This window comes from Kitasatospora gansuensis (assembly GCF_014203705.1).
Classification (GTDB): Bacteria; Actinomycetota; Actinomycetes; order Streptomycetales; family Streptomycetaceae; genus Kitasatospora; species Kitasatospora gansuensis.
On sequence record NZ_JACHJR010000001.1, the window covers coordinates 2,339,671 to 2,363,971 of the forward strand.

Here is a 24,301-nt window from a genome sequence, read left to right on the forward strand (position 1 = left end):
AGCCTGTATCCATGAGCCATGACCCAGCCGCTGCAGCACCCCGCCGCCCCCACTCCCGACCGCGCCGCCGTCCGGGCGCAGGCCGAGGCCGTGCTCCGTGAGCTGGCCGGCCCGGCCGCCGTCCTGCGGGAGGATCAGTGGCTGGCCATCGAGGCCCTGGTGATCGACCACCGCCGGGCCCTGGTGGTGCAGCGCACGGGGTGGGGCAAGTCCGCCGTCTACTTCATCTCCACCTCGCTGCTCCGGGCCCGGGGCGCGGGCCCCACGGTGATCGTCTCCCCGCTGCTCGCCCTGATGCGCAATCAGGTGGACTCCGCCGCCAAGGCGGGCATCCACGCCCGCACCATCAACTCGGCCAACCCCGAGGAGTGGGAGGAGATCCAGGCCGAGGTGGCGGCCGGCCGGGTGGACGTGCTGCTGGTCAGCCCGGAGCGGCTGAACAACCCCGACTTCCGCGACCAGGTGCTGCCCAAGCTGGCCGCCTCCACCGGCCTGCTGGTGGTCGACGAGGCGCACTGCATCTCCGACTGGGGCCACGACTTCCGCCCCGACTACCGCCGTCTGCGCACCATGCTGGCCGAGCTCTCCCCCGGCGTCCCGGTGCTGGCCACCACCGCGACCGCCAACGCCCGGGTCACCGCCGACGTCGCCGACCAGCTGGGCACCGGCTCGGGCGACCGCTCGGAGGGCGACGCACTGGTCCTGCGCGGCCCGCTGGACCGCGAGAGCCTGAGCCTCAGCGTGCTCCAACTGCCCGACCCGGCGCAGCGGCTGGCCTGGCTGGCCGACCACCTCGCCGAGCTGCCCGGCTCCGGCATCGTCTACACCCTCACGGTGGCCGCGGCCGACGAGGTGACCGCCTTCCTCCGCGAGCGCGGCTACCCGGTCGCCTCCTACTCGGGCCGCACCGAGGACGCCGAGCGCCGCACCGCCGAGGCCGACCTGCTGGCGAATCGGGTGAAGGCCCTGGTCGCCACCTCCGCGCTCGGCATGGGCTTCGACAAGCCCGACCTCGGTTTCGTGGTGCACCTCGGCTCGCCCGGCTCCCCGATCGCGTACTACCAGCAGGTCGGCCGCGCGGGCCGTGGGGTGGACCGGGCGGAGGTGCTGCTGCTGCCCGGCCGCGAGGACGAGGCGATCTGGCGGTACTTCGCCTCGCTCGGCTTCCCCGCCGAGGAGCAGGTCAGGCGGACTCTCGCGGCCCTCGCCGAGGCCGGCCGACCGCTCTCCACCGCCGCGCTGGAGCCGCGGGTCGACCTCCGCCGGGCCCGGCTGGAGACCATGCTCAAGGTGCTCGACGTGGACGGCGCGGTCCGCCGGGTGCGCGGCGGCTGGACGGCGACGGGGCAGCCCTGGGCGTACGACGCGGCGCGCTACGCCAAGGTGGCCGAGTCCCGGGAGGCGGAGCAGCGGGCGATGCGCGAGTACGCCGCCACCACCGGCTGCCGGATGGAGTTCCTCCGCCGCCAGCTGGACGACGAGCAGGCCGCCCCGTGCGGGCGGTGCGACAACTGCGCCGGCACCCGGCCGACCGCCGAGATCTCGGCGGAGGCCGACTCGGCGGCCCGGGCCGCACTCGGCCGACCCGGCGTCAGTTTCGAGCCGCGGCGGCTCTGGCCGACCGGCATGGAGGCGATCGGCGTCCCGCTCAAGGGCCGGATCCCTGCGGGCGAGCAGGCCGAGACCGGCCGGGCGCTCGGGCGGCTCTCCGACATCGGCTGGGGCACCCGGCTGCGTACCCTGCTCGCCGACGACGCGCCGGACACCCCGGTCCCGGCCGAGGTGCTGGACGCGATGGTCACCGTGCTGGCCGACTGGGCGCGCGGCCCGGGCGGCTGGGCCGGTCCGGAGGACGCCGACGGCAAGCGGGCGGCCCGCCCGGTCGGTGTGGTGACGATGGCCTCGGCCCGCCGCCCGCAGCTGGTCGGCAGCCTCGGCGCCCGGCTCGCCGAGGTCGGCAGGCTCCCGCTGCTCGGCCGGCTGGAGTACGTGGGCGGCCAGCCCCCGCGCGGTGCCCGGAGCAACAGCGCCCAGCGGCTGCACTCGCTGGCCGGCGCCCTGCTGGTGCCACCCGCGCTGCAGGAGGCGATCGCGGCCGCGCCCGGCCCGGTCCTGCTGGTCGACGACCTGGTCGACTCGGGCTGGACGGTCACGGTGGCGGCCCGGCTGCTCCGCCAAGCCGGCGCCGGTCCGGTGCTCCCGCTCACCCTCGCCGTCCAGGCCTGACAACCTGCACGACCCACGCCCCGGCCCCCACCTCGACCACCCCGCCGGGCGGTCCTGGCCGGCCGACCTGACACATCCGACCCTCCGTCAGCCGAATGGCAGTCCGCTCGCGGTGGAATATATCCGGCAGACCATCGGCATTCGGGCGGCGTTCGTCATTTCATCGTTGCCGCTCGCCCCCATCTGACCCGAGAATTGGGAGGTACCCAGAGCCCGGTCCGACGGACCCGGCCTTCGGCGTACGCAGACACCCGCGCGCCCTCGCACACCAAGGGCGGCGGGCCGGGAAGGAGGATCGTGATCAACGGCAGCGACCGACACCGGTTCTCCGGAAGACGCGTTCTCGACCTGGAGAGCTGGAGCGGCTCCGACATCCCCCTGCTGCGCGACCCGCGCGAGTTCGTCGCCGAGCTGCACCAACGGCACCTCCCGCAGCCGGGCACCACGGTGGTCGCGGTGCTGGACGCGCTGCACCAGGTCACCGCCTCCGCCTCGTTCGCCGCCCGCCAGCACAGTGAGGACGGCTGGCAGCACCGGCACGAGATCCTCACCCATCTGCGCCAGGTCACCCCGCACGACCTGCGGCTGGCGCAGCCCAGGCGGACGGCCGTGCTGCTGCGCTGCCGGGACGGTGCCGCGGGCTGGACCCGGCAGGACGGCGCCTGGATGTGGGCCCTGCGGGACGCGGCCGCGCTGCACGGGCTGCGCTGCGGCTCGTACATCGCGCTGACGCCCAGCGGCTGGCAGTCGCTCGGGGACGGCCGCAGCGGGCGCAACCCGCACTCGGGTTCCTGGGCCGACAGCCCGGTGCACACCGTCACCGAGCTGGCCCCGCGTCCGCCGCGCCCGCAGTCCGGGCAGCCGAGCCGGCCCGGCCAGGTGGCACCGGTCCGCCCCCTGCACCGGTTCGCCACCGGCTGACCAGGCGTCACCAGCTGACCGACCGCCACCCAAGGGGTGACGGCCGGAGCCGACCGCTGAGCCGAGCCAAGCCGGGCCGAATCAAGGCCCCGCCCGCCGCGCCGAGTTGACCCAGCCACACCAATCGGAAACTTTCCTAACCAAAGCCCTTGACCCCCTCGCACTCGCGGCTCGATTCTGAACGGTGCCCTCAAGTCCGGCGTCCCGTCCGGCACTTCCCCCGCACCAGACCCGAGAAGCGAGCAGACATGCCCAGTTCCGCTCCCCGTCGCACCGCCAGCGTGCTGCTGGCCGCCACCCTTGGCTCCACCGCCCTGCTGCTGGCCCCCACCGCTACCGCCAACTCCACGGCTGCCATCACCGCCGGTCCGGGCTCGATGGCCGCCGCCCCGTACGAGTACCTGGGCTGGGGCAACCCGCAGAAGCCCACCGACGTGATGGCGGCCACCGGGGTGAAGTGGTTCACGCTGGCGTTCATCCTCTCCGACGGCACCTGCAACCCGAAGTGGGACGGCAGCCGCCCGCTGACCGGCGGCTCCGACGAGGCGGCGATCAAGTCGATCCGGGCGGCGGGCGGGGACATCGTCATCTCGGTCGGCGGCTGGAGCGGCAACAAGCTCGGCGAGAAGTGCGGCAGCGCCACCGCGCTGGCCGGCGCGTACCAGAAGGTGATCAACGCCTACGGCCTGAAGGCACTGGACATCGACATCGAGGACACCGAGTTCGCCAACGCGACGGTCCGTCAGCGGGTGGTCGACGCACTGAAGATCGTCAAGACCAAGAACCCCGGCATCGTCACCTACGTGACCATGGGCACCACGCCGAGCGGCCCGGACGCCACCGGCAAGGACCTGATCAAGCGGGGCGCGGCGGCCGGGCTGGCGAACGACGGCTGGATCATCATGCCGTTCGACTTCGGCGGGCACAGCGGCACGATGGGCCAGGCGACCGTCAGCGCCCTGCAGGGCCTGAAGGCGGCGGTGAAGAGCGCGTACGGCTACAGCGACGACGCTGCCTACCGCCACATCGGGGTCTCCTCGATGAACGGGATCACCGACGAGCCGGGCGAGACCGTCACCACCGGCGACTTCAAGACCATCCTGGCGTACGCCCAGCAGCACCACCTCGCCCGGTTCGCCTTCTGGTCCGTCAACCGCGACCGCCCCTGCGGCAGCGGCACGGACGCCGACTCGTGCAGCGGCATCGCGCAGTCGCCGTACGCGTTCACCAAGATCGTCGTCCAGTACCAGGGCTGAGGAGAGCAACCATGCGTCCTCTCAAGGCAGTCGGCGGCCTGGCCGTCGTCGCGGCCCTGCTCCTCGGACTGGTCACCGGGCCGGCCGCCTCGGCCGCCCCGACCCGGTACGAGGCCGAGAACGCGGCCCGCTCGCTCGGCGTGGTGGAGGCCAACCACACCGGGTACTCGGGCACCGGATTCGTCAACGGCGACAACGTGGTGGGCAGTTGGGTCGAGTTCACGGTGAACGCCGCGTCGGCGGGCACCGCGGCGATCGCGATCCGGTACGCCAACGGCACCACACTGGACCGGCCGGGCGATCTGACCGTGAACGGCACGGTGGTCTCCGCCGCCCGTTCCTTCCCGTCCACCGGGACGTGGGACGACTGGGCCGTCTCCACCGTCACCGCCCCGGTCAACGCGGGGGCCAACAGGATCCGGCTGACGTCGACCAGCGCGGCCGGCCTGCCCAACCTCGACGCCCTCGACCTCGACATCACCGCGCCGACCGCCGACTACCAGGCCGAGGACGCGGCGACCGGCCAGGCCGCGGTGGCCACCAACCACACCGGCTACACCGGCACCGGCTTCGTCGACTACACCAACATCGCGGGCAGCTACGTCGAGTTCACGGTCAGCGCCGGCACGGCCGGCAGCGCCGCGCTCGCCTTCCGGTACGCCAACGCCGGGACGGCCGACCGGCCGATGGACATCGCGGTGAACGGCACCGTGGTCGCCGCCGGGGTCAGCTTCCCGCCCGGCGCCAACTGGGACACCTGGGCCACCAGGACCGTCAACGCCAACCTCACCGCCGGGACCAACCGGATCCGGGCCACCGCCACCACCGCCAACGGCGGCCCCAACCTGGACCGGCTCCAGGTCGGCACCGGCGCCGACACCAGCGCGCCCAGCAGGCCCGGGGCGCCCAGCTGTTCGGCCGTCGCGGCGAACAGCCTCACCCTGTCCTGGGGCGCCTCGACCGACAACGTCGGGGTCAGCGCCTACGACCTCTACGAGCACGGCAACAAGATCGGCGAGGCCCCCGGCGACAGCACCGCCACCCAGCTCACCGGCCTCACCCCGAACACCACCTACAACCTCACGGTGATCGCCCGGGACGCCTCCGGCAACGCCTCGGCGGCCAGCACCCCGGTCGACTGCACCACTCTGGCCAGCAGCGACCCGCTGCCCAGCAGCCCCGGCACGCCGACCGTCTCGGGCGTCAACTCCACCGGCGCGACGCTGAGCTGGGCCGCCTCGACCGACGACAAGGGCGTCGTGGCGTACGAGATCCGCAGCGGCAACGCCGTGGTGAAGACCGTGACCGGTACGCCGCCGGGCACATCGACGGCCGTGACCGGCCTGGCCTGTGACGCCCCGTTCACCCTCACCGTGGTGGCCCAGGACACCGCGGGCGGCTACTCGGCGCCGTCCGCTCCGGTGTCGTTCACCACCGGCGCCTGCTCCGCCGACGGCGGGGTGCCCGGCTCGCCCACCGCGCTCTCCTCCGGCTGGACCGTCCCCTGGGGCGTGTACTGGATGCCGGACGGCAAGACCGCGCTGGTGACCGAGCGGGACAGCTTCAAGGTCTTCAGGACCAGCACCGCCGGGGCCCGCACCCAGGTCGGCACCGTCCCCAACGCCGTCACCACCGACGGCGAGGGCGGACTGCTCGGGGTCGCCGTCGACCCCAACTGGTCCACCAACCACCGGGTCTACTTCATGCACACCGCCGCCGAGGGCAACCGGATCGTCCGGATGACCTACGACGGCACCGCGCTCAGCGGCTACACCGTGCTGCTCCAGGGCATCCAGAAGAACCGCTACCACAACGGCGGGCGGCTGGCGTTCGGTCCCGACGGCTTCCTGTACGCCACCACCGGGGACGCCCAGACCCAGGCCAACGCCCAGAACAAGAACTCGCTGAACGGCAAGATCCTGCGGCTCACCACCGACGGCAAGCCGGCCCCCGGCAACCCGTTCGGCAACTACGTCTACAGCTACGGGCACCGCAACCCGCAGGGGCTGGCCTTCGACCGCAACGGGCGGCTCTGGGAGGCGGAGTTCGGCGACTCCAAGTTCGACGAGCTCAACCTGATCAAGCCCGGCGCCAACTACGGCTGGCCGACCTGCGAAGGCGCCTGCAGCACCGCGGGGATGACCAATCCGAAGGCCAGCTGGGCGGTCAACGTCGCCTCCCCCAGCGGGATCGCGATCGTCCGCAACGTGGTCTACATGGCGGCGCTGCGCGGCGAACGGATGTGGCGGATCCCGATCAACGGCGACACCGAGACCGTCGGTACGCCGACCTCCTACTACGTCGGCAGCTACGGCCGGCTCCGCACGGTCAGCAAGGTGCCCGGCGCGGACCAGCTCTGGCTGACCACCACCAACGCCGACAACAAGGGCGGCGCGGCCGACGGGGCGGACAAGCTGTTCCGGATCACCATCGGGTAACGCACTGAGGCCTCAGCGCCCGCTCACCGCACAGCAGTTGACTGTGGCGACCCCCATCCGGGGGTCGCCACAGCGCGTTCGGTCAGGCCGGGACCGGCGTGCCGGCGCCCGGGAACAGCGGCGCCACCGTGTCGACGTCGCCGCAGACCATCAGCAGCTCCCCCGCCAGCGCGTGCGCGACCCGGGCGGCCTCGGCCAACCGGTCGGCGGACACCGGGGAGTTGACCACCAGGACGACCACCTCGCGGCCGACCGTCCGGGTCGCGGCGGCGTCCGCGTAGAAGACGTCACCACCGTCGGCGAGCTGCGCCCAGTAGCGCTCCTCGCCGAAGCCGATCTCGTGCTGCTGCCAGGGGTGCGGCTCACCGACCGTCAGGACCAGGACGGTGCCCGGACGTCGGCCGGACTCCAGCAGCCGGTCGATGGTGTCGTCGGCCCGGTCGACCGCGCCGCGCGTGGTCGACGGCACCAACTGGACCGGGGTACCGGGTCGTCGGGCCGGCGGCGGACCGGGGCGCGGCCCCGGCCGTGGTGCGGCCGGACGCGGGCCCGGCACCGGGCGGGCGGCTCCGGCGGGGACAGGTGTGCGGGGGGCTCGTGCGTCCGACTCTCGCGGGAAGGGAACGCCGGGGCCCGGGATACTCTCGTGAATCTCCGGCTCCTCGGGGAAGACAGGCATGCCCGATGTCTATCAAATGCCGGTCGAATGCGCACGGGCGCCCCACCAGTTGGAACCGACCGGCAATCATTTGCCCCCGAACGGTCACCGCACGTCCCAACACCGGGCGAACCCCGGGCCAACAGCCGACGACCGGGTCAGAAGCCCAACGAGAGCTGCTCGTCCGCCGGTTCGGTGAACCGGCTGCGCTTCAGATGGCGCCACTGCGGCAGCGCGTCCAGATAGGACCAGGAGAGCCGGTGCTGCCCGGTCGGGCCGTACTCCTCCAGCGCCGCGCGGTGCACCGGCGAGGGGTAGCCCGCGTTGTCGGCGAAGCCGAACTCCGGGTGCTCCAGGCCGATCTCGGCCATCATCGCGTCGCGCTTCACCTTGGCCAGCACCGAGGCGGCCGAGACGCAGACGCAGGACTGGTCGCCCTTGATCACGGTCCGGACCCGCCAGGGACCGCCGAGGTAGTCGTGCTTGCCATCCAGGATCACCGCGTCCGGGCGGACCGGCAGGGCCTCCAGGGCCCGGATCGCGGCCAGCCGCAGCGCGGCGGTCATGCCGAGTTCGTCGCACTCCTCCGGCGAGGCGTGGCCGAGCGCGTACGCGGTGACCCAGTCGGCCAGTACGGGGGCCAGCTCGGTCCGGCGCTTCTCGGTCAGCAGCTTGGAGTCGGTCAGCCCCTCCGGCGGCTTGCGCAGCCCGGTCACCGCGGCTCCGACCGTGACCGGACCGGCCCAGGCACCCCGGCCGACCTCGTCGAGGCCGGCCACCAGCTGGGCTCCCGCCCGGCGCAGCGAGCGCTCTACCGAGTGGGTGGGCGGCTCGTACGGCATCGGGGGTCCATTCCGGCAACGAAGGTCTGACGCCTTCAGCCTACGGCACCCCCGTGGTTGTCCCGACGGTCGCGGACGTGCCCCCCGGCACGCCCGCGACCGCCAAGTCCTTTGCGTGGCCCGATCCCTACCGGTCCCTGACCCGGGCGCAGGTCTCGCCCCGGTCGATGAAGACCGGCCGGTCCCGCAGGATCTCGGCCGCCCGGGCCTCGGCCAGGCTGGTCGCGTACCAGGGCCGGTCGGCGGAGGCCAGCGACGTGGAGATCGCCTGCAGGGCGCAGGTGCGCCGGTCGCCCTCCAGCCGGTCCAGGGCGGGCACCGCGTCGGCGGAGAGCCCGCTCAGGTAGTCGACGTCGATGGTGCCGCCGTGCTCGTAGCGGGCGACGTTCTGCTCGGCGATCAGCGCGTCCGGGCGGATCAGACCGAAGACCGCGACCCCGACCACCGCGCTGAGTACGACCGCGCGGGGCAGCCAGCGCCGGGCGCCGGCCAGGACGCCGACCAGCACCAGCAGCAGCACGACGCCGAGCCAGAGTTCGACGGCGGTGACCGAAATCCGCAGCCGGGTCAGGCCGAAGACGTCCACGTAGCGCTGCATCCGGTAGTACGCCGAGGCGACCACCACCAGGGTCAGCGCGCAGAGCAGGCCGATCAGGCTCTTGGCCAGCAGCCGGTCCTCGGCGGTCCGCCGGGGTGCCCAGTGCCGGGCGAGCGCGACCACGGCCAGGGTGAGCACGGTGACCCAGAGCAGCTGCCAGAAGCCCTGCCGGGCGTACTCTGCGGGCACCAGGCCCGGCTTGCTCATCACCGTCTCGTAGCCGCCGAAGAACACCACCGCCTGGATCGCCACGAAGCCGCCGAACAGCAGGTTGAGCGCGACCATCGGGACGGCCCACTCCAGCCGGCTGCGCTCCCGGCCCGGCTTGACGGGCAGTCGGTCCCAGCGCCGCGGGGCGGCGGCGGTGTGGGCGGCGCCGAGCGCGACCACCAGGCCGCCCCAGAAGAAGATCAGCCGGGCCGGCAGGTGGTCCACCCCCACGCTGGGGGTCAGCCCGTCGAGCAGGTCGGCGACCGCCGCGTCCGCGCTGGCGAACAGGGCTCCGAAGACCACCAGCAGCACCGCGGCGACCAGCGCCGCCTTGAGTACCGGCAGCACCTTCTCCTTGGCGGGGTACTGCCGGCCCCGGGCCGATTCGGCGGCCCAGAACAGCGAGGGCAGCAGGTGCGCCCACAGGCCGATCGGCCCGAGCAGCACCCCGGCCCACCTGGCCCCGCCGTGCAGGGCCAGCGAGGCGACGCCGAGCGCGGCCGCGACGGCCAGGAAGGTCGGCCAGCCCGCGTCGGTCCACCAAGGGACGGCGGCCAGCACCAGCGCGACCACGATCCACACCACGGTCCACGGCCGGGCCCGCCGTCCGCCGGCCCGGGCGGCGAGCGCCGCGGCGACGCCGGCCGCCAGCGCGAACAGCAGCAGGTTGACGCCGAGGCCGTGGCTCATCAGCGCCGCGGAGAACAGTCCGGCGCCCACCGCCGCGCCCACCACCCGCAGCCGGGGCGCCGCCGGCACCCGGGGCTCGGTCGCGGTGACCCAGGCGGGCTTGGGCGGCGCCACCGGCGGCCGCCAGGGACCGGCCGAGGCACCGGCACCGGCGGAGCTCCCGGGTATCGGTGGACCGGGCACGGAAGGACTGGACATGACGCCCCCTCAGAGTTCGACGAGCAGCGCGGATCCGGACGGGGATGCCGCGCCGCTCGTGACCCTAGGGGCCGGACGACTCTTCTGAACAGGTTCAAAACATCCCTGCGACCGCCTTGTCGCAGAGCTGTGACAGAACCTGACGGATCAGTAGGACCCGAACAACGAGTACGACAGCACCGTCTTGGTCGCCGTGCCGAAGCTGCTCGGCCAGGTCCCGAACGGCACCGCCGCGCCCTGGTACGCCCCATCCCCGAACACGCCGGTGCTGAAGTGCATGTTGTTCACCGTCGCGCCGGTCCCGTTGGTGTTGTAGACCAGCCAGTACGTGGTGTTGGCGGCGAGCGTCACGTTGGCCGGCAGCGCGTTCCAGGCGTTGGCGGTCAACGTGCCCGCCACCGTGCTGGTCACCAGGGTGCCCGGTGCACCGGCCACGTCGCTGTAGACCGCCAGCTGGTACTGGTTGTTCGGCGCCGGGCTGACCGCGCCGACGTGCACGCTCAGCTGATTGAGCGTCACCGCGGTGGCGCCGGTGACGATCCGACTGCCGTTCAGGTGGTTGGCGTCGTTGTCGTCGATCTGGGTGCCGATCTCGCTGTTGCCGATGGTCAGCGGCGGCGGACCGGCCGTCGTGAAGGTGAGGACGTACGGCGCGGCCAGCTGGTTGCCCGTCACGTCCCGGACCCCCTGCACGGTCGCCGTGTACCCGGTGGTCAGGGCCAGCGCCGCCGCCGGGGTGAACACCACCCCGCTGGTGGTGGAGTCGTACGAGACCGTGCCCGCCACCGCGGCGCCCCCGGCGGTGGGCCGCAGGGTGACGGCCGCGCCGTTCACGGTGGCCCCGTCCAGCGGCTCGCTGAACGAGAACCGGACCGGGTTCCCGGCCGGCGCGGCGGTCGCGCCGGCCAGCGGCGAAGTCCCGGTCACCGTGGGCGCGGTGGTGTCCTGGCCGTAGCTCGCGGTGTAGGCGCCGACCGCGCCGTCGAAGAACGCGTAGGCGACGCCCTTGACGGTCTCCACCCGGTACGGCAGCGACTGGCCGCCCCGGCTGATCCCGGTCAGCGTCCCGGTGGCGGACTGCACCGGGAGCATCGCGCGCAGCCCGTTCGTACCACCGGTGATCTTGAAGGTGAGCGAACTGCCGCTCCAGGCCAGCTCGGTGAAGGCCGAGCCGTTCCGCCCGTCCAGCCAGGTCAGCAGCTGCCGGCCCGACACCACCGGCACACCCTTGGCCTTGGCCGCCGCGATCACCTGGTCGGAGGTCTGGGAGTTGGCGAAGTCGGTGTGGATGTTGGCGGTCAGCGCGGCGTAGTAACCCTGCGGGCCGTAGGCCGCGTTCAGCAGGGTGTTGACCGTGCCCGGGTAGGACTGGCCCGACTCGTCGGTCAGCTGGGTGGTCGCCTGGTAGACGTCGATCAGGCTGCCGTCGGTGTCGGCGAACTTCATCGGCATGCCGGTGCCGTTGAAGTAGCCGGGCCGGTTCTGCACGAAGGAGGACGGGTAGAAGTAGTAGTCATGGTCCAGCCGGATGCCGTTGGCCAGCTTGGTCTTGGCCTGGGTGGCCCAGTCGTCCCACTCCACACAGTGCGTCCGGCTGCCCGAAGGCGTGGGCAGCGCCGGGTACTTGGCCTTCCAGGCGCCCAACTGGGCGGCGTACATGGACTGCAGGTCCGCCGGGGTGCCCCAGGGGCGGCAGTCGGTGGTGATGTGCACGCCCACCTCGAAGCCCTCGTCCGAGTAGGCCTGCGCCTGCGCGGGGGTCATCGGGCCACCGGTGTACAGGTACGAGGAGCCGCGCACGCACTGCCAGTCGGCGGCCACGCAGCCGGGCGGGCTCTGCGAGATGTAGTAGTCCCAGCGGCCCGAGGTGCCGCCGACGCCGTGGTCGTCACCGGTCATCACCACCACCGCCTTGACGTCCCGGGGGAAGTACCAGAACCGCGGCAGCGGGGTCTTCGCCAGGTTCATCCCGGTGACCAGGTTGGCCAGCAGCCGCTGCTGCTCGTCGGCGATCGGGATCAGCGCCTTGTCCAGGTTGTTCCAGTCCGACTGCCCGCTCAGGCCGAAGAACATCTCGCTGGCCTCGTAGCCGTCGGTGCCGTCACGCTGCTGCCCGGCCCAGGCCGCGTTGCCCTGCCGGGTCTGCACCACCGACCTGGCCAGGTCGAAGGTGAAGGCGGCGGCCTGTCCCGAACCGGCCGCGCGGACCGAGACCGCCGGGTTGGCGGTCGCGGTGGAGGCGTCGCTGTACAGGGTGGCGACCGCGGTCGCGCCGTTCAGCGTGTACCGGTCGGCGGTGCCGTGGTAGCCGATGGTCTCCCCGGTCAGCCCCGCCCCGGGCGCCGCCGAGGTGTCGATCCGCAGGTAGGCGTCGGCCTGGGTGCCCGCCGTGGCGGTCAGGCCGAGCAGCGGCGCGAGCTTCTTGTCGGGCCGCATCGCGATCAGCCGCCCGCCGCCGTTGGTCCAGTCGGTCAGCACGGTGACCTGACTGTCAGTCAGCGCGGTCTCGCCGAGCAGCACCAGGTCGTGCTGGGCCAGCAGCGCGGGGGTGACCTGCGAGAGGTCGACCGTCTGGTAGTGGTTCAGGCCCTCGGCCTTGAGGATCTCCGTGTAGTACCTGCTGTACGGGTTGCCCGCGGTGGTGACCAGCAGCACCGGACCCGAACCGCCGGGCCCGGCCCCCGGGGTGACGACGGCGCCGCCGGTCGGGGTGTACGTCGCGTAGATCGAGAACTCCAGCGAGGTGGTGGTCGAGGCACCGAAGCTCGCGGGCCAGCTGCCGTACGGCGTACCGGCGTTGCTGTACACGCCCTTGCCGCCGCCGTTGTACTTCAGGTTGTTGACCGCCGTGCTCGCGCCGTTGCTGTTGTAGGCCAGCCAGTACGCGGTGTTGGGGGCCAGGGTGGCCGCGACGGGCAGCGTGTTCCAGCTGTTCGCGGCCAGCGTGCCGGCCGCGCTGTTGGCCAGCAGGGCGCCGGGCTTGCCGCTGGCGTCCTGGTAGACCGCCAGCTGGTACTGGTTGTTGGGCGCCGCCCCGACCGGGCCGACGTACGCGCTGATGCTGCTGACCTGGCCCCCCTTGGCGCCGGTGACGAACCGGGAGGCGTTGAGGTGGTTGGAGTCGCCGGAGTCGGTGGCGGTGCCGATCGTGCTGTTGCCCAGCTTGGCCGTCTCGGCCGCGCTCGCGGGACCGGCCGAGAGCGCCGTCGCCGCGAGCAGGGCCACCATCAGCCCCGAGAGTCGTTCTCTGTACCCCACACCCATCCCCAAGTGTCTGATAACAACATCTTTGGCGGAATGCCGTTACCGGTGTACAGGTTGGGGATCGCCGCCGTACGCAGAATCCACACATTCCCAGGGCATGACACCCCGTCAGGGCGCTACCCCTTGACGGATCCCGCCAGCAGCCCCCGGACGAAGTAGCGCTGGAGCGCGAAGAAGACGATCAGCGGGATGATCAGCGACAGGAAGGCCCCGGCCGTCAGCAACTCCCAACGGCCGCCGAACGATCCGGAGAGCTGGGCCAGCCGGACGGTCATCGGCGCCACCTCGGGGGTGCCGCCCGCGAAGGTCAGCGCGACCAGCAGGTCGTTCCAGACCCAGAGGAACTCGAAGATCGCGAACGAGGCCAGCGCCGGGGTGCAGAGCGGCAGCACGATGGACCGGAAGATCTTGAAGTGCGAGGCCCCGTCCATGATCGCCGCCTCCATCAGGTCGCGCGGCAGCTGCGAGATGAAGTTGTGCAGCAGGAAGGTGGCCAGCGGCAGCGCGAACATCGTGTGCGCCAGCCAGACCGGCGCGTACGTCCCGCTCAGGTTCACCGCCGGGATGACGGTCAGCCCGCCCAGGTGGGCCCCGCCGGAGAACAGCTGGAGCAGCGGGATCAGCGCCATCTGCAGCGGCACCACCTGCAGCGCGAAGATCACGAAGAAGACCGTGTCGCTCCCCCTGAACCGCACCCAGGCCAGCGCGTACGCCGCCATCGCCGCGATCACCAGCGGGAAGACGGTGGCCGGCACGCTGATCGCCAGCGAGTTGACCAGGAACGGCATCATCCCGGCGCTGACGCCGAAGCCGCCCTCGAACAGCACCGTGTGGTAGTTGGAGAGGATCAGCTCGGGGTGGGTGAACACCTCCCACCAACCGGTGGTCGCCACCTCCTGCTTGGGCCGCAGCGAGGTGGCCAGCAGACCGAAGGTGGGGATGGTCCAGAGCACCGTCACCACGATGACGAACAGTGAGCCGAGCGGTCCGCTGAAGGACCGTCGGACGGCTTTCGCAGCGGTCATCGGGTTTCACGCTCCTTGCGCAGCTGGACGATGTTGTAGGCCACCAGCGGCAGCACCGCGAGGAAGAGGATCACCGCGAGGGTGCTCCCCCGGCCCACGTCGAACTGGGTGAAGGACTGCGCGTACATCTCGTTGGCCAGCACCTGGGTGCCGAAGTTGCCGCCGGTCATGGTGCGGACGATGTCGAAGGCCTTCAGCGTGGTGATCATGACGGTGGTCAGCACCACCACCAGCGTGGTGCGGATCATCGGCACCGTGATGAACCAGAACAGCCGCAGGCCGCGCGCGCCGTCCAGCCGGGCCGCCTCGGTCACCTCGTCCGGGATCGCCTTGATCGCGGCCGAGAGCACCACCATGGCGAAGCCGGTCTGCACCCAGACCATCACCGCGATCAGCAGGAAGTTGTTCAGCGGCTGGGTGAGGATCCAGTTCGGCGGGTCCTCCCAGCCCAGGCTGACGGCCAGTTGGCTGAGCAGGCCGATCTGCGGCTGGCCCGCGCCGCGGGACTCGTAGACGAACTTCCAGATGATGCCCGCGCCGACCAGCGAGACCGCCATCGGCAGGAAGATCAGCGACTTGTACAGCCCCTGCCAGCGCATCCGCTCCACCAGCAGCGCCAGCGCCAGGCCGAGGCCGGTCGCGGTGAGCGGCGCCACCACCAGCCAGAGCGCGGTGTTCAGCAGCACGGTGTGGATCGAGTCGGTGGTGAAGGCCCAGTCGTAGTTGCGCAGGCCCACCGAGCGGTCACTGTCGGCGTTGTAGAAGCTCAGGAAGACCGTCCGGACCAGCGGCGCGACCAGGCCGACCACCAGCAGCAGGACGGCCGGGCCGAGCATCACCAGCACCGCGAGCGGCTTGGCGAACCGGCCGGTGGCCCGGCCGGCCGCGAAGAAGATCAGCAGCAGGATGCCCAGGAAACCGGCGATCGCGCCCAGGCTGTTGCCGAACTTGATCCCGGCGTCGCTCCAGGCGGACGCGGCCACGTGAAGGGTGGCGGGCATTCGGATGTCCTTCCCGGAAGGGGAGTTGGGGCGGCGCGGGCGGGTGGACCCGCGCCGCCCGTGGCGGGCCGACTACTGCTGCGGCCAGGCCGCGTCGATGTCGGCCGCCACCTTCGGGATGGCCTGTCCCTCGGCGAACCAGGCGGTCAGCGCCTTCCACTCGGCACCCGCGCCGACGGCGGCGGGCATCAGGTCGGAGGCGTCGAACCGGAAGGTCGCGGCCGGGTCGGTCAACGCGGCGGCCGAGAGCTTGTCGATCGGGTCGGTGTAGAGGCTCTTGTCCACGCCCTGGTTGGCGGAGACCCAGCCGCTGGAGACCTTGACCCGGCTGCTCGCCCACTCCGAGCTGGACAGGTAGTTCTGCACCGCCTGCACCTCCGGGCGGCTCGCGAAGGCCGCCACGAACTCGCCGCCGCCCTCGACCGGGTTGCCCACCGAGGGGTTCACCGCCGGGAACTGGAACGCGAAGATGTCGCCGTCCGCGCCGATCTTGGTGCCCTTGGGCCACTGCGCCGCGTAGAACGAAGCCTGCTGGAGCATCGCGCACTTGTTGGTCAGGATCGGCGCCCCGGCGTCCTGGAAGGTGGTGGTGGCGATCGACTTCACGTCACCGATGCCGCCGTTCACCCAGGCCGGGTTCTGCATCCAGTCGGCCACCGTCTGCATCGCGGTGGCGATCTTCGGGTCGCCGAACTTCACCTGGTGGCTCACCCACTGGTCGTAGACCTCGCCACCGTGGGTGCCGAGCACGACCTCCTCCAGCCAGTCGGTGGCGGGCCAGCCGGTGGCGGTACCGGAGCCGATGCCGCCGCACCAGGGCTTGGTGGAGCCCGAGGCGGCGATCTTCCCGCTCAGCGTCATCAGCTCGGCCCAGGTCTTCGGCACCTCGTAGCCGGCCGCCTTGAAGGCCTTCGGCGAGTACCAGACCAGCGACTTCATGTTGGCGCTCATCGGTGCCGCGTAGAAGGTGCCGTTCACCGATCCGTAGGTCTTCCAGATCGGGCTCCACTTGGCCTGGTTGGCCTCGGTCTGGGCCGGCGGCTTCACCACCTTGCCGGTCTTCACCATCTGGGCCAGCACCCCGGGCTGCGGGATGATCGCCAGATCAGGGGCGTTGCCGCCGGTCACCCGGACCTGGATCTGGGACTCGAAGTCCGGCGAGCCCTCGTAGGAGATCTTGATCCCCGTACAAGAACTGAACTCGGCCCAGGACTTCTCCAGCGAATCCGACTCGGGGCTGCGGATCGAGGCGAACATCGTCACCGTCTTGCCGGAGTTTCCCGCGTAGGCCTGGTACTTGACGCAGTCGCCGGTCAGCGGGGCGGCCGAGCCGCCACCACCGCCGTTGCTGGACGAGGAGTTGGAACAGGCCGCCGTGAGGGCCAGAGCGAGGACGGCGGGGACGGCCAGCAGCCGGGGGCGGAGGGTCATCGGCGGCCTTCGATCACGAGCAGGACGGTGGTCAACGAGGTCCTCCTTGCCAGGGCATGACATGCCAGCAGTAAGACGGAACAACAGGCGCTGAACCAGAGAAGTGGGTTGTCCCAACCCGTCGGGCTGGCTCGAAGACGTTAACCCAGTCGTCATCCGCCGCCAAGGTGTGCGTTCGACCTTCATCCGCAAGTGCCGCAGTCGTGACCTGGCCGTGCTGCGCGGCCAGGTCACCTCCGCGACGGGTCAGAGCACGACCGGCAGCGCCTTCAGGCTGTTGACCACCATCGACGGGCTCGGGCGCAGCTCGGCGTCCGGCACCGCGAGCCGAAGCCCGGGGAAGCGCTCGAACAGCGCGGGCAGCGCGATCTGCGCCTCCATCCGCGCCAGCGACGCCCCCGGGCAGATGTGCGGGCCGTGGCCGAAGGAGAGCAGCCTGGCCGGCTCCCGGGTGACGTCGAACACCTCGGCGGTGATCCCGTGCTGAGCCGGGTCGCGGCCGATCGCGTTGTAGGAGACCAGCACCGCGTCGCCGGCCGGGATCACGGTGTCGCCGTACGGGATGGACTCGGTGGCGAACCGGAACAGGAAGTTGCTGGTCGGCGGGGTCCAGCGGAGCGACTCCTCGACCACCGCCGACCACGGCACCTCACCCTTGCGCACCAACTCCAGTTGGTCCGGGTGGGTGAGCAGGGCCCGGACGGCGTTGGTGATCAGGTTGACCGTGGTCTCGTGCCCGGCCGCGATGATCACCCGGACGGTGGCCGCCGCCTCGGCGTCGGTCAGCGCGCCGCCCTCCACGTCGGCCGCGAGCAGAGCGCTGATCAGGTCCTCGCCCGGCGCGGCCCGGCGCTTGGCGACCAGGTCGTTCACGAAGGCGTTCAAGGCCGCGATGATCGCCGGGACCTCGGCCGGGTCCTTCACGCTGCTGAAGAAGCGCTCGTACAGGTCGCGGATCCGGGCGTGGTCCTCCTCGGGCAGGCCGAGCAGGCTGCCGATCACCGTCATCGGCAGCGGGAAGGCGAAGACCGTCTTGAGGTCCACCTCGGGCCCGGCCGCCGCCACCTTGTCCAGCAGCTCGGCGGTCATCGCCTCGATCCCGGGCCGCATCGCCTCCACCCGGCGCGGGGTGAAGGCCTGCGTCACGATCGAGCGCAGCCGACGGTGCTCCGAGCCGTCCGTGGTGACCATGCTCGGCCCCGGCACCGCGAGGCCGATCAGCGGCCAGGTCTTCGGTATCTCGCCGCGCTGGAAGGCCGCCCAGTGCTGAGCGTTCTTCACCAGCCGCTCGTCGTTGAGCAGCGCCCTGGCCGCGGCGTGCCGGGTGATCGCCCAGGCCCGGACACCCCCCATCAGCTCGACCTCGACCACCGGCCCGGCCGCGCGCAGCAGCGCGCCCTCGGCGGCGTTGTCGGTGGCCAGCGGGTCCATCAGGATCGGGGCGGTCATGCGTACTCCTTCGGTCGGCTTCGGTTGACGGACCGTCAGCCCGCCAGGTAGCCAGGGGTGAAGGCCACCGGCAGCGCCATCAGCGCGCGCACCCAGGCCGAGGGGCGCCAGACCAGCGCGTGCTCGGCCACCGCGAGCCGCAGGTCGGGCAGCCGGTCCAGCAGCACCTCGATCGCCGTCGCGGCGATCACCTCGGCGGTCTCCTGGGCCGGGAACGGGCAGCTGTGCGGGCCGTACGAGTAGGACAGGTGGGCCCGGTTGCCCTCGGCCGGGGTGCCGTCCGCCTGCCGGACCGAGGGGTCGGTGTTGGCCCCGGCCAGGCCGAGCAGCAGCAGGTCCCCCGCCGCGATCCGCTGACCGCCGAGCTGGGTGTCCCTGGTCGCCCAGCGGCCCGCGAAGATCTGGGTCGGGGTGTCCTCCCAGAGCGCCTCGGAGAGCGCCTGGCCGACGCTCCGGCGGCCGCCGGAGAGCGAGGCGGCGAACCGGTCGTCGGTGAGCATCAGGCGCAGCGCGTTGGAGATCCAGTACGCACAGGGCTGGTGACCCGCGATCAGGATCACCCGCAGGTCGCGCATCACCTCCTCGTCGGTCAGCCCGGCCTGGTGGCCCAGCAGTCTGGAGGTGACGTCCGGGCCCGGCTCGGCGCGCTTGCGGTGCACCAGCCCGAGCATCACGTCCAGCAGCCGCTGCGCCCCGGCCTGGGCGTCCGGGCCACCGTCCAGCATCGCCACCAGCCCGCCGATCAGCACCGGCGCCTCGTCCTCGTCCAGACCGAACAGTCGGCACAGCACCAGCAGCGGCAGCCGGTGCGCGTAGTCGGCGACCAGCTCCGCCTCGCCCTTGCCCGCGAACTCGTCGATCAGCCGGTCGGCGACCTCCTCGCAGTGCTGCTTCAGCTCGTACTGGTCCACCCCGGCCAGCGCGTCGGTGACCGCCGCCTTGCGGCGCTGGTGCTCGGCGCCCTCGGCGTACAGGATCGACGGGACGGGGGCCATCATCGGCTTGAGCGGCCAGTCCGCCGGGATGTTCGGCCACTGGTTCCACCGGGTCGAGTCCCGGCCGAACAGCTTGGTCTGACCGGTCATCAGCTGGAGCTCGCGGTAGCCGATCACCAGCCAGGCCGGCACTCCGCCAGCCAGTTCGACCGGCGCCACCGGGCCGTGGGTGCGGCGCAGCTCCTGGTAGAGCTGGCCAGGATCGGTCTGGAACCGGGGCCCGTACAGCGGAGTGGCACCGGCGTGCGCCGGGCAGCCCGGCGGCGGGGTCATCGCGGGCTCGGTCACGGGGTCTCCTCAAGCTCTCTGACGGCCAACTGCTGGATGTGGCGGACCAGTCCGATCAGCACCTGCTTGCCGGAGTCCCGGTCCCGGGCGTCGCAGTCGATCAGCGGCACGTGCTCGGGCAGGTCCAGCGCGGCGCGCACCTCGGCCAGGCTGTGCTCGGGCTCGCCGAAGTTGTTCCTGGCCACGACGAACGGCGTGCCGTGGTGCTCCAGCCGGTCGATCGCGTACCAGGACTCGGCCAGCCGCCGGGTGTCCACCAGCACCACCGCGCCGAGCGCCCCGGCGAACAGCCGTTCCCAGAGGAACCAGAACCGCTCCTGCCCGGGCGCGCCGAACAGGTAGAGGACGTGCCGGTCGTCCAGGGTGATCCGGCCGAAGTCGAAGGCCACCGTGGTGGAGCGCTTCCCGGCGACGCCGGTCAGGTCGTCGACGCCCTCGCCCGCCTTGGTCATGGTCTCCTCGGTGTTGAGCGGACGGATCTCGCTCACCGAACCGACCAGGGTGGTCTTGCCGACCCCGAAGCCGCCCACCACCACGATCTTCAGCCCGTCCGAGGCGGTGCTGCGCAGCGGGGCGGCCGACCGCGCCAGCAGGGCGGTGTCAGAGCCGTTGGAGTCCATTCAGCACCTGCTTCAACGTGTCGAGGTCGGGCAGCCGGGCCTTGCTGGGCGCGAACCGCGGGTGCCGGGCGGTGATCCGGCCGGCCTCCAGCAGATCGCCCAGCAGGATCTTCACCACGCTGACCGGCAGGGCCAGTTCGGCCGCCAGCTCGACCACGGCGGTGGGGTCGGCGCAGATCTCCAGGATCCGGACGTGCTCGGACTGCATGCCGGGCGTCGGTTCCCGCTCGGCGACGATCAGGGTCACCAGGTCGAAGGCCTGCTCCGGCGGGCGGCTGCGGCCCTTGGTGACGGTGTAGAGCCGGTCCGGCGAATCGTCGGGCCCCGGCAAACCCCGGCCGGTGCTCATGCCGACTCGCGCGCCGGAGCGGTCAGGTACGTGCCGATCTGCTCGACCAGCCCGTACATGTTGTGGCCCACCACACCGACGTCGGCGCTCTCGTCGGTGACCACCGCGAGGTGCGCGCCCTCGCCCGCGGCGACGATGCACAGGATGCCGCCGTGGAACTCGGTCATCGACTGCCTGACCCCGCCGGTGCGGTCGCCGAACTCGATCGAGGCGCCGTGCGCCAGGCTCTGCATCCCGGAGGCGATCGCGGCCAGCTGGTCGGCCTGATCGGTGCTCAGATCGGCGGTGTGGCAGAGCTTGAGGCCGTCGGCCGACAGCACCAGGGCGTGCCGGGCGCCGGGGGTGGCGGCCAGCAGGTTCTCCAACAGCCAGTCGAGATCGCGGTCGGTGCTGCTCATCGGGAGTCGTCCTTCTGGGAAGCGTCGTCGGGGGTGGCGCCGGGCCCGGCCTGGAGCGCGCGGCGGAACGCGCCGAACCGGGCGGCGGCCACCGCCGCGTCGGTCCGGACGGGCTGCGCGGCGGGCGTGGCCTCGGGAGCGGTGCTCAGGGCCGTGCTCAGGGTCTGGCCGCGGCGGCGCTGCGGCAGGCCGTTCTCGGTGCTCTCGGTGATCTCGACCGCCGGCTGGGACACCGGCTGGGGCGCCGGCCGCTCGTGCACCGGGGCGGGCTCCTGCGGTTCGGCCCTGACCGGTGCCGGGTGGGTGATCAGCTGCTCGGGGATCAGCACCACCACGCCGGTGCCGCCCCGGGCGGACGGGCGGAACGAGATCTGCAGGCCGTGCTTGCGGGCCAGTACGCCGACCACGGCCAGGCCGAGCCGGGTACCGGCGGAGAGCGCGGTGAGGTCCAGCGGTTCGGCGGAGACGGCGGCCTCGGCTCGCTTCAGCCAGCTCTCGCCGAGGCCGAGTCCACCGTCCTCGACCGTGATCACCAGCCCGGAGTGCGCCTCTTCGACGTAGACGTGCACCTCGGCCGGCGGGGCGGAGAAGTTGGCGGCGTTGTCCAGCAGTTCGGCCAGCGCGTGCATCACGCCCTCGGCGGCGTACCCGGCCACCGCGGCCGTGCTGGCCGAGTGCAGCCGGACCCGCTGGTACGCGCCGATCCGGCCGAGCGCGCCGCGCAGGATCGACTCCACGCCGATCGGCCTGGTCCACCGACGGCCGGAGCGGGCGCCGGTGAGCACCGCGATCGAGTCCGCCATCCTGCCCGCCTGGGCGGTGGCGTGATCGAGCGTCAGCAGGTCGCCGAGTACCTCCTCGCCGTGCCGGTGCTGCATCTCGCGCAGCTCCGCGTGCATGCTGGTGGCGAGCGCCTGGACCCGGCCCGCGGCGGTCGCGCAGACCGCCAGCGCGGCGGCCCGCTGCCGCTCGCCGCGGCCGATCTCGGTGGCCACGGTGCGCAACAGCGCGGCGTGCGGCAGTGCGCGGTGCGGGGCCAGCACGGTCTCCACCGAGCTGCCGGACCGCAGTCGGCCGACCACCTCGGGCAGCACCTCGGCGGACAGCCGGTCGAGGGCCGCCCGCTCCCGGCGGTCCCGTTCGACCGACTCGCGCAGTTCCTCGGCCTCGGCCCGGGCGGCGGCCAGTCCGGCTTCGGCGGAGCGGAGGTCGGCGTGCGCCGCGTCGGCCTCGGCCCGGGTGGCGGCCAGCGCCGCGCGCAGTTCGGCGGCGGCGTAGTGCGCCGCGCTCAACTCGGCGTGCAGGGTGGCGGCGTGGCCGGTGGTGACGGTCAGTTCGGCGCGGGTGGCGTCGAGTTCCTCGGTGCTCCGGTGGGCCCGGCCGAGCTGGCGGCAGGCCAGCGCGAGCAGCCCGCACCAGAGCAGCAGCGCTCCGCCGACGGTGCCGGCCACGGCCGACTGGTGCGCGGCGGGCGCCAGCGCGACCGCGGCCGCGCCGCCACCGGCGCCGACCAGCAGGCCGACCGCGGCCCACCAGGCGGTGCTGCCGTTCGAACGGCGGACTGACGCGCCTCGGTCGGGGCGCGTGCGAGCTCTCATCAGTCTGATCCTCGGGGGCGGACGGCTGCGGGAGGGCGGACGACAGCGCACCACCCGTCACGCTCTGGGCGGTTGATCAGTACACGCGGTCAGCAGATCATATCTATTCACCTCTTGTACTCAACCCCGCATCTGACGCCCTGTCCGACTTTCGGACACCGTCCGTGACGATCCGGCAGACGGTGTCCGAACGACAGCGTCACCGTCCCGACAGCGCCTCCAGCTCCCGCCGCAGACCGTCCGGATCGATCCCCCGCTCCGTGACCAGCGTCACGGCCGGCCCCTCGCCCGCCCGGAGCAGGCCGAGCAGCAGGTGCCGGACCCCGATCTCCTTCTCCTTCAGCCGCAGCGCCTCCCGCAGCGAGAGCTCCAGCACCTTCTTGGCCTCCGCCGTGAACGGCCGGTGGTCACCCTTGAACCAGCCCCGCCGGCGCGGCTCCTCGCGCGCCCCGCTCAGCGCCCCCTCGCCGAACTCGGCCTCCACCGCCGCCCGGACGGCGTCCAGGTCCACCCCGATCGAGGCCAGCGCCTCCGCGTCACTCCCGGGATCGGGCCTCCGGGCCAGTTCGGCCCGGGCGGCCGCGTGATCCAGCCCCTTCGCCACCAGCAGCGCCGCCGCCGGATCGGACGGATCGGCCAGCACCGCGAGCAGCAGGTGCTCGGCGCCGATCCGGTCGTGCCTCAACTCCCGCGCCTCGGCCTGGGCCTGCACGACCACCTGCCGCGCCGCCGCCGTGAACCGCTCGAACATCCCTCAGCCTCCGTCCCGCTTGGCGTGCTTCTTGTGTACGGCCTGCCTGCTGACGCCCAGACAGACCGCGATCTCCTGCCAGGACCAGCCCTGGCCACGTGCGTTCCCGACCTGGAGGTCCTCCAGCCGGTCCGCCAACTCCCGCAGGGCGCGGACGGCGCGCAGGCCGACCGCCGGGTCACGACTGCTCGCGGCTGCCGCGAGCTGCTTGGTGTCGCTCATGGTGTCAACATAGGTTGACAGCTCGCGCTTGTCAACCAAAGTTGACGCCCGGCGGCACCCGCTACGGTCGTGCCATGACCACCACGTCCACCGAGACCGGCGCCGGGGCCCTGCTGCGCGACTGGCGGGAACGGCGCGGCCTCAGCCAGCTCCAGCTCGCCCTCGGCGCGGACTCCTCCGCCCGGCACATCAGCTTCATCGAGACCGGCCGTTCCCGCCCCGGCCAGGACCTGCTGCTCCGACTCGCCGAACACCTCGACATCCCGGTCCGCGAACGCAACTCCCTGCTGCTCGCCGCCGGTTACGCCCCGCACTACGCCGAGACCCCGCTCGACGACCCCGCCCTGGACGCCCTGCGCTCCGGCATGGAACAGCTGCTCGCCGCCCACGAGCCCTACCCCGCCCTGATCGTCGACGGCACCTACCGGGTGCTCGCCGCCAACCGCGGCATCGCCCTGCTGCTCGACGGCGTCGACCCCGCGCTGCTCGCCCCGCCGATGAACGCCATGCGGATCACCCTGCACCCCCAGGGCCTCGCTCCCCGGATCCGCAACCTGCGCCAGTGGCGGGCCCACCTGCTGGAGCAGATGGAGCGTCAGATCGCCCTGGTCCGCTCCGAACCGCTGCGCGCCCTCTACGAGGAGGTCCACGGCTACCCCGTACCCGCCGAGGACGAGTCGCAGGACGCCTCCGCGCTCTTCCCGTTCGCCCTCCCGCTCCGGTTCGAGCACGGCGGGCGGGTGCTGTCCTTCCTCTCCACCATCTCGACCTTCAACACCCCCATGGACGTGACCGTCTCCGAGCTGGCCATGGAGACCTTCCTCCCGGCCGACCCGGAGACCGCGTCCTACCTGCGCGAGGTGCTGCCGTGAC

20 protein-coding genes are annotated in these 24,301 nt (G+C 72.3%); 5 read left to right on the forward strand and 15 right to left on the reverse strand.

What is annotated here, in order from left to right; all coding sequences use genetic code 11:
- Positions 1-18: 18 nt before the first annotated feature.
- The 4 genes from F4556_RS10255 (at position 19) to F4556_RS10270 (ending at position 6,841) form a co-directional block, all read left to right on the forward strand.
- A complete protein-coding gene (locus F4556_RS10255; RefSeq protein ID WP_184913589.1) occupies positions 19-2,226 on the forward strand; it encodes a DEAD/DEAH box helicase in 2,208 nt (735 codons plus the stop codon).
- Between the two features lie 297 nt (positions 2,227-2,523).
- Complete coding sequence (locus tag F4556_RS10260) at positions 2,524-3,147, forward strand: hypothetical protein (protein ID WP_184913591.1); 624 nt, start codon at positions 2,524-2,526, stop codon at positions 3,145-3,147.
- Between the two features lie 248 nt (positions 3,148-3,395).
- Positions 3,396-4,403, forward strand: coding sequence for a chitinase (locus F4556_RS10265; RefSeq protein ID WP_184913593.1), 1,008 nt, complete (start codon positions 3,396-3,398; stop codon positions 4,401-4,403).
- Between the two features lie 11 nt (positions 4,404-4,414).
- The gene (locus F4556_RS10270) at positions 4,415-6,841 is read left to right on the forward strand and encodes a PQQ-dependent sugar dehydrogenase (protein ID WP_184913595.1); all 2,427 of its coding nucleotides are present in this window, start codon (positions 4,415-4,417) and stop codon (positions 6,839-6,841) included.
- Positions 6,842-6,923: 82 nt separating this feature from the next.
- On the opposite strand, the gene F4556_RS39405 is transcribed toward F4556_RS10270, so the two are convergent.
- The 15 genes from F4556_RS39405 to F4556_RS10345 all read right to left on the reverse strand — a co-directional run bounded on the left by F4556_RS39405 (position 6,924) and on the right by F4556_RS10345 (position 23,428).
- Positions 6,924-7,310 (reverse strand): hypothetical protein, encoded by a 387-nt coding sequence (locus F4556_RS39405; protein ID WP_313068240.1) that lies wholly within the window; start codon positions 7,308-7,310, stop codon positions 6,924-6,926.
- 347 nt (positions 7,311-7,657) lie between these two features.
- Entirely contained in the window at positions 7,658-8,341 is a 684-nt protein-coding gene (rnhB, locus tag F4556_RS10280; protein WP_184913599.1) for a ribonuclease HII, read from the reverse strand.
- Positions 8,342-8,468: 127 nt separating this feature from the next.
- On the reverse strand, positions 8,469-10,037 hold the full coding sequence (locus F4556_RS10285; RefSeq protein ID WP_184913601.1) for a DUF4153 domain-containing protein: 1,569 nt from the start codon (positions 10,035-10,037) through the stop codon (positions 8,469-8,471).
- A 147-nt stretch (positions 10,038-10,184) separates the two neighbouring features.
- On the reverse strand, positions 10,185-13,265 hold the full coding sequence (locus F4556_RS10290) for an Ig-like domain-containing domain (RefSeq protein WP_184913603.1): 3,081 nt from the start codon (positions 13,263-13,265) through the stop codon (positions 10,185-10,187).
- A 152-nt stretch (positions 13,266-13,417) separates the two neighbouring features.
- Positions 13,418-14,326, reverse strand: coding sequence for a carbohydrate ABC transporter permease (locus tag F4556_RS10295; protein WP_184913605.1), 909 nt, complete (start codon positions 14,324-14,326; stop codon positions 13,418-13,420).
- Entirely contained in the window at positions 14,323-15,327 is a 1,005-nt protein-coding gene (locus F4556_RS10300; protein WP_184913607.1) for a carbohydrate ABC transporter permease, read from the reverse strand. Before F4556_RS10300 ends, F4556_RS10295 begins: the two co-directional genes overlap by 4 nt.
- A 72-nt stretch (positions 15,328-15,399) precedes the next feature.
- Positions 15,400-16,758 carry an ABC transporter substrate-binding protein gene (locus tag F4556_RS10305; protein ID WP_184913609.1) on the reverse strand — a complete coding sequence of 453 codons (1,359 nt, stop codon included), beginning with the start codon at positions 16,756-16,758 and terminating at the stop codon, positions 15,400-15,402.
- Between the two features lie 246 nt (positions 16,759-17,004).
- The gene (locus tag F4556_RS10310) at positions 17,005-18,207 is read right to left on the reverse strand and encodes a cytochrome P450 family protein (RefSeq protein ID WP_184913611.1); all 1,203 of its coding nucleotides are present in this window, start codon (positions 18,205-18,207) and stop codon (positions 17,005-17,007) included.
- 35 nt (positions 18,208-18,242) lie between these two features.
- A complete protein-coding gene (locus F4556_RS10315) occupies positions 18,243-19,490 on the reverse strand; it encodes a cytochrome P450 (protein ID WP_313068241.1) in 1,248 nt (415 codons plus the stop codon).
- The gene (locus F4556_RS10320; protein WP_184913614.1) at positions 19,487-20,110 is read right to left on the reverse strand and encodes a GTP-binding protein; all 624 of its coding nucleotides are present in this window, start codon (positions 20,108-20,110) and stop codon (positions 19,487-19,489) included. Before F4556_RS10320 ends, F4556_RS10315 begins: the two co-directional genes overlap by 4 nt.
- Positions 20,091-20,459: a DUF742 domain-containing protein gene (locus F4556_RS10325; protein ID WP_184913615.1), complete on the reverse strand. Its 369-nt coding sequence runs from the start codon at positions 20,457-20,459 to the stop codon at positions 20,091-20,093. Before F4556_RS10325 ends, F4556_RS10320 begins: the two co-directional genes overlap by 20 nt.
- The gene (locus F4556_RS10330; protein ID WP_184913617.1) at positions 20,456-20,857 is read right to left on the reverse strand and encodes a roadblock/LC7 domain-containing protein; all 402 of its coding nucleotides are present in this window, start codon (positions 20,855-20,857) and stop codon (positions 20,456-20,458) included. Before F4556_RS10330 ends, F4556_RS10325 begins: the two co-directional genes overlap by 4 nt.
- Complete coding sequence (locus F4556_RS10335) at positions 20,854-22,455, reverse strand: sensor histidine kinase (RefSeq protein WP_184913619.1); 1,602 nt, start codon at positions 22,453-22,455, stop codon at positions 20,854-20,856. Before F4556_RS10335 ends, F4556_RS10330 begins: the two co-directional genes overlap by 4 nt.
- Before the next feature lie 199 nt (positions 22,456-22,654).
- On the reverse strand, positions 22,655-23,206 hold the full coding sequence (locus tag F4556_RS10340; protein WP_184913621.1) for a Clp protease N-terminal domain-containing protein: 552 nt from the start codon (positions 23,204-23,206) through the stop codon (positions 22,655-22,657).
- A 3-nt stretch (positions 23,207-23,209) separates the two neighbouring features.
- The gene (locus F4556_RS10345) at positions 23,210-23,428 is read right to left on the reverse strand and encodes an RNA polymerase subunit sigma-70 (protein WP_184913623.1); all 219 of its coding nucleotides are present in this window, start codon (positions 23,426-23,428) and stop codon (positions 23,210-23,212) included.
- Positions 23,429-23,502: 74 nt separating this feature from the next.
- On the opposite strand from F4556_RS10345, the gene F4556_RS10350 reads away from it, so the two are divergent.
- On the forward strand, positions 23,503-24,300 hold the full coding sequence (locus F4556_RS10350; RefSeq protein WP_184913625.1) for a helix-turn-helix domain-containing protein: 798 nt from the start codon (positions 23,503-23,505) through the stop codon (positions 24,298-24,300).
- Position 24,301: the final 1 nt, after the last annotated feature.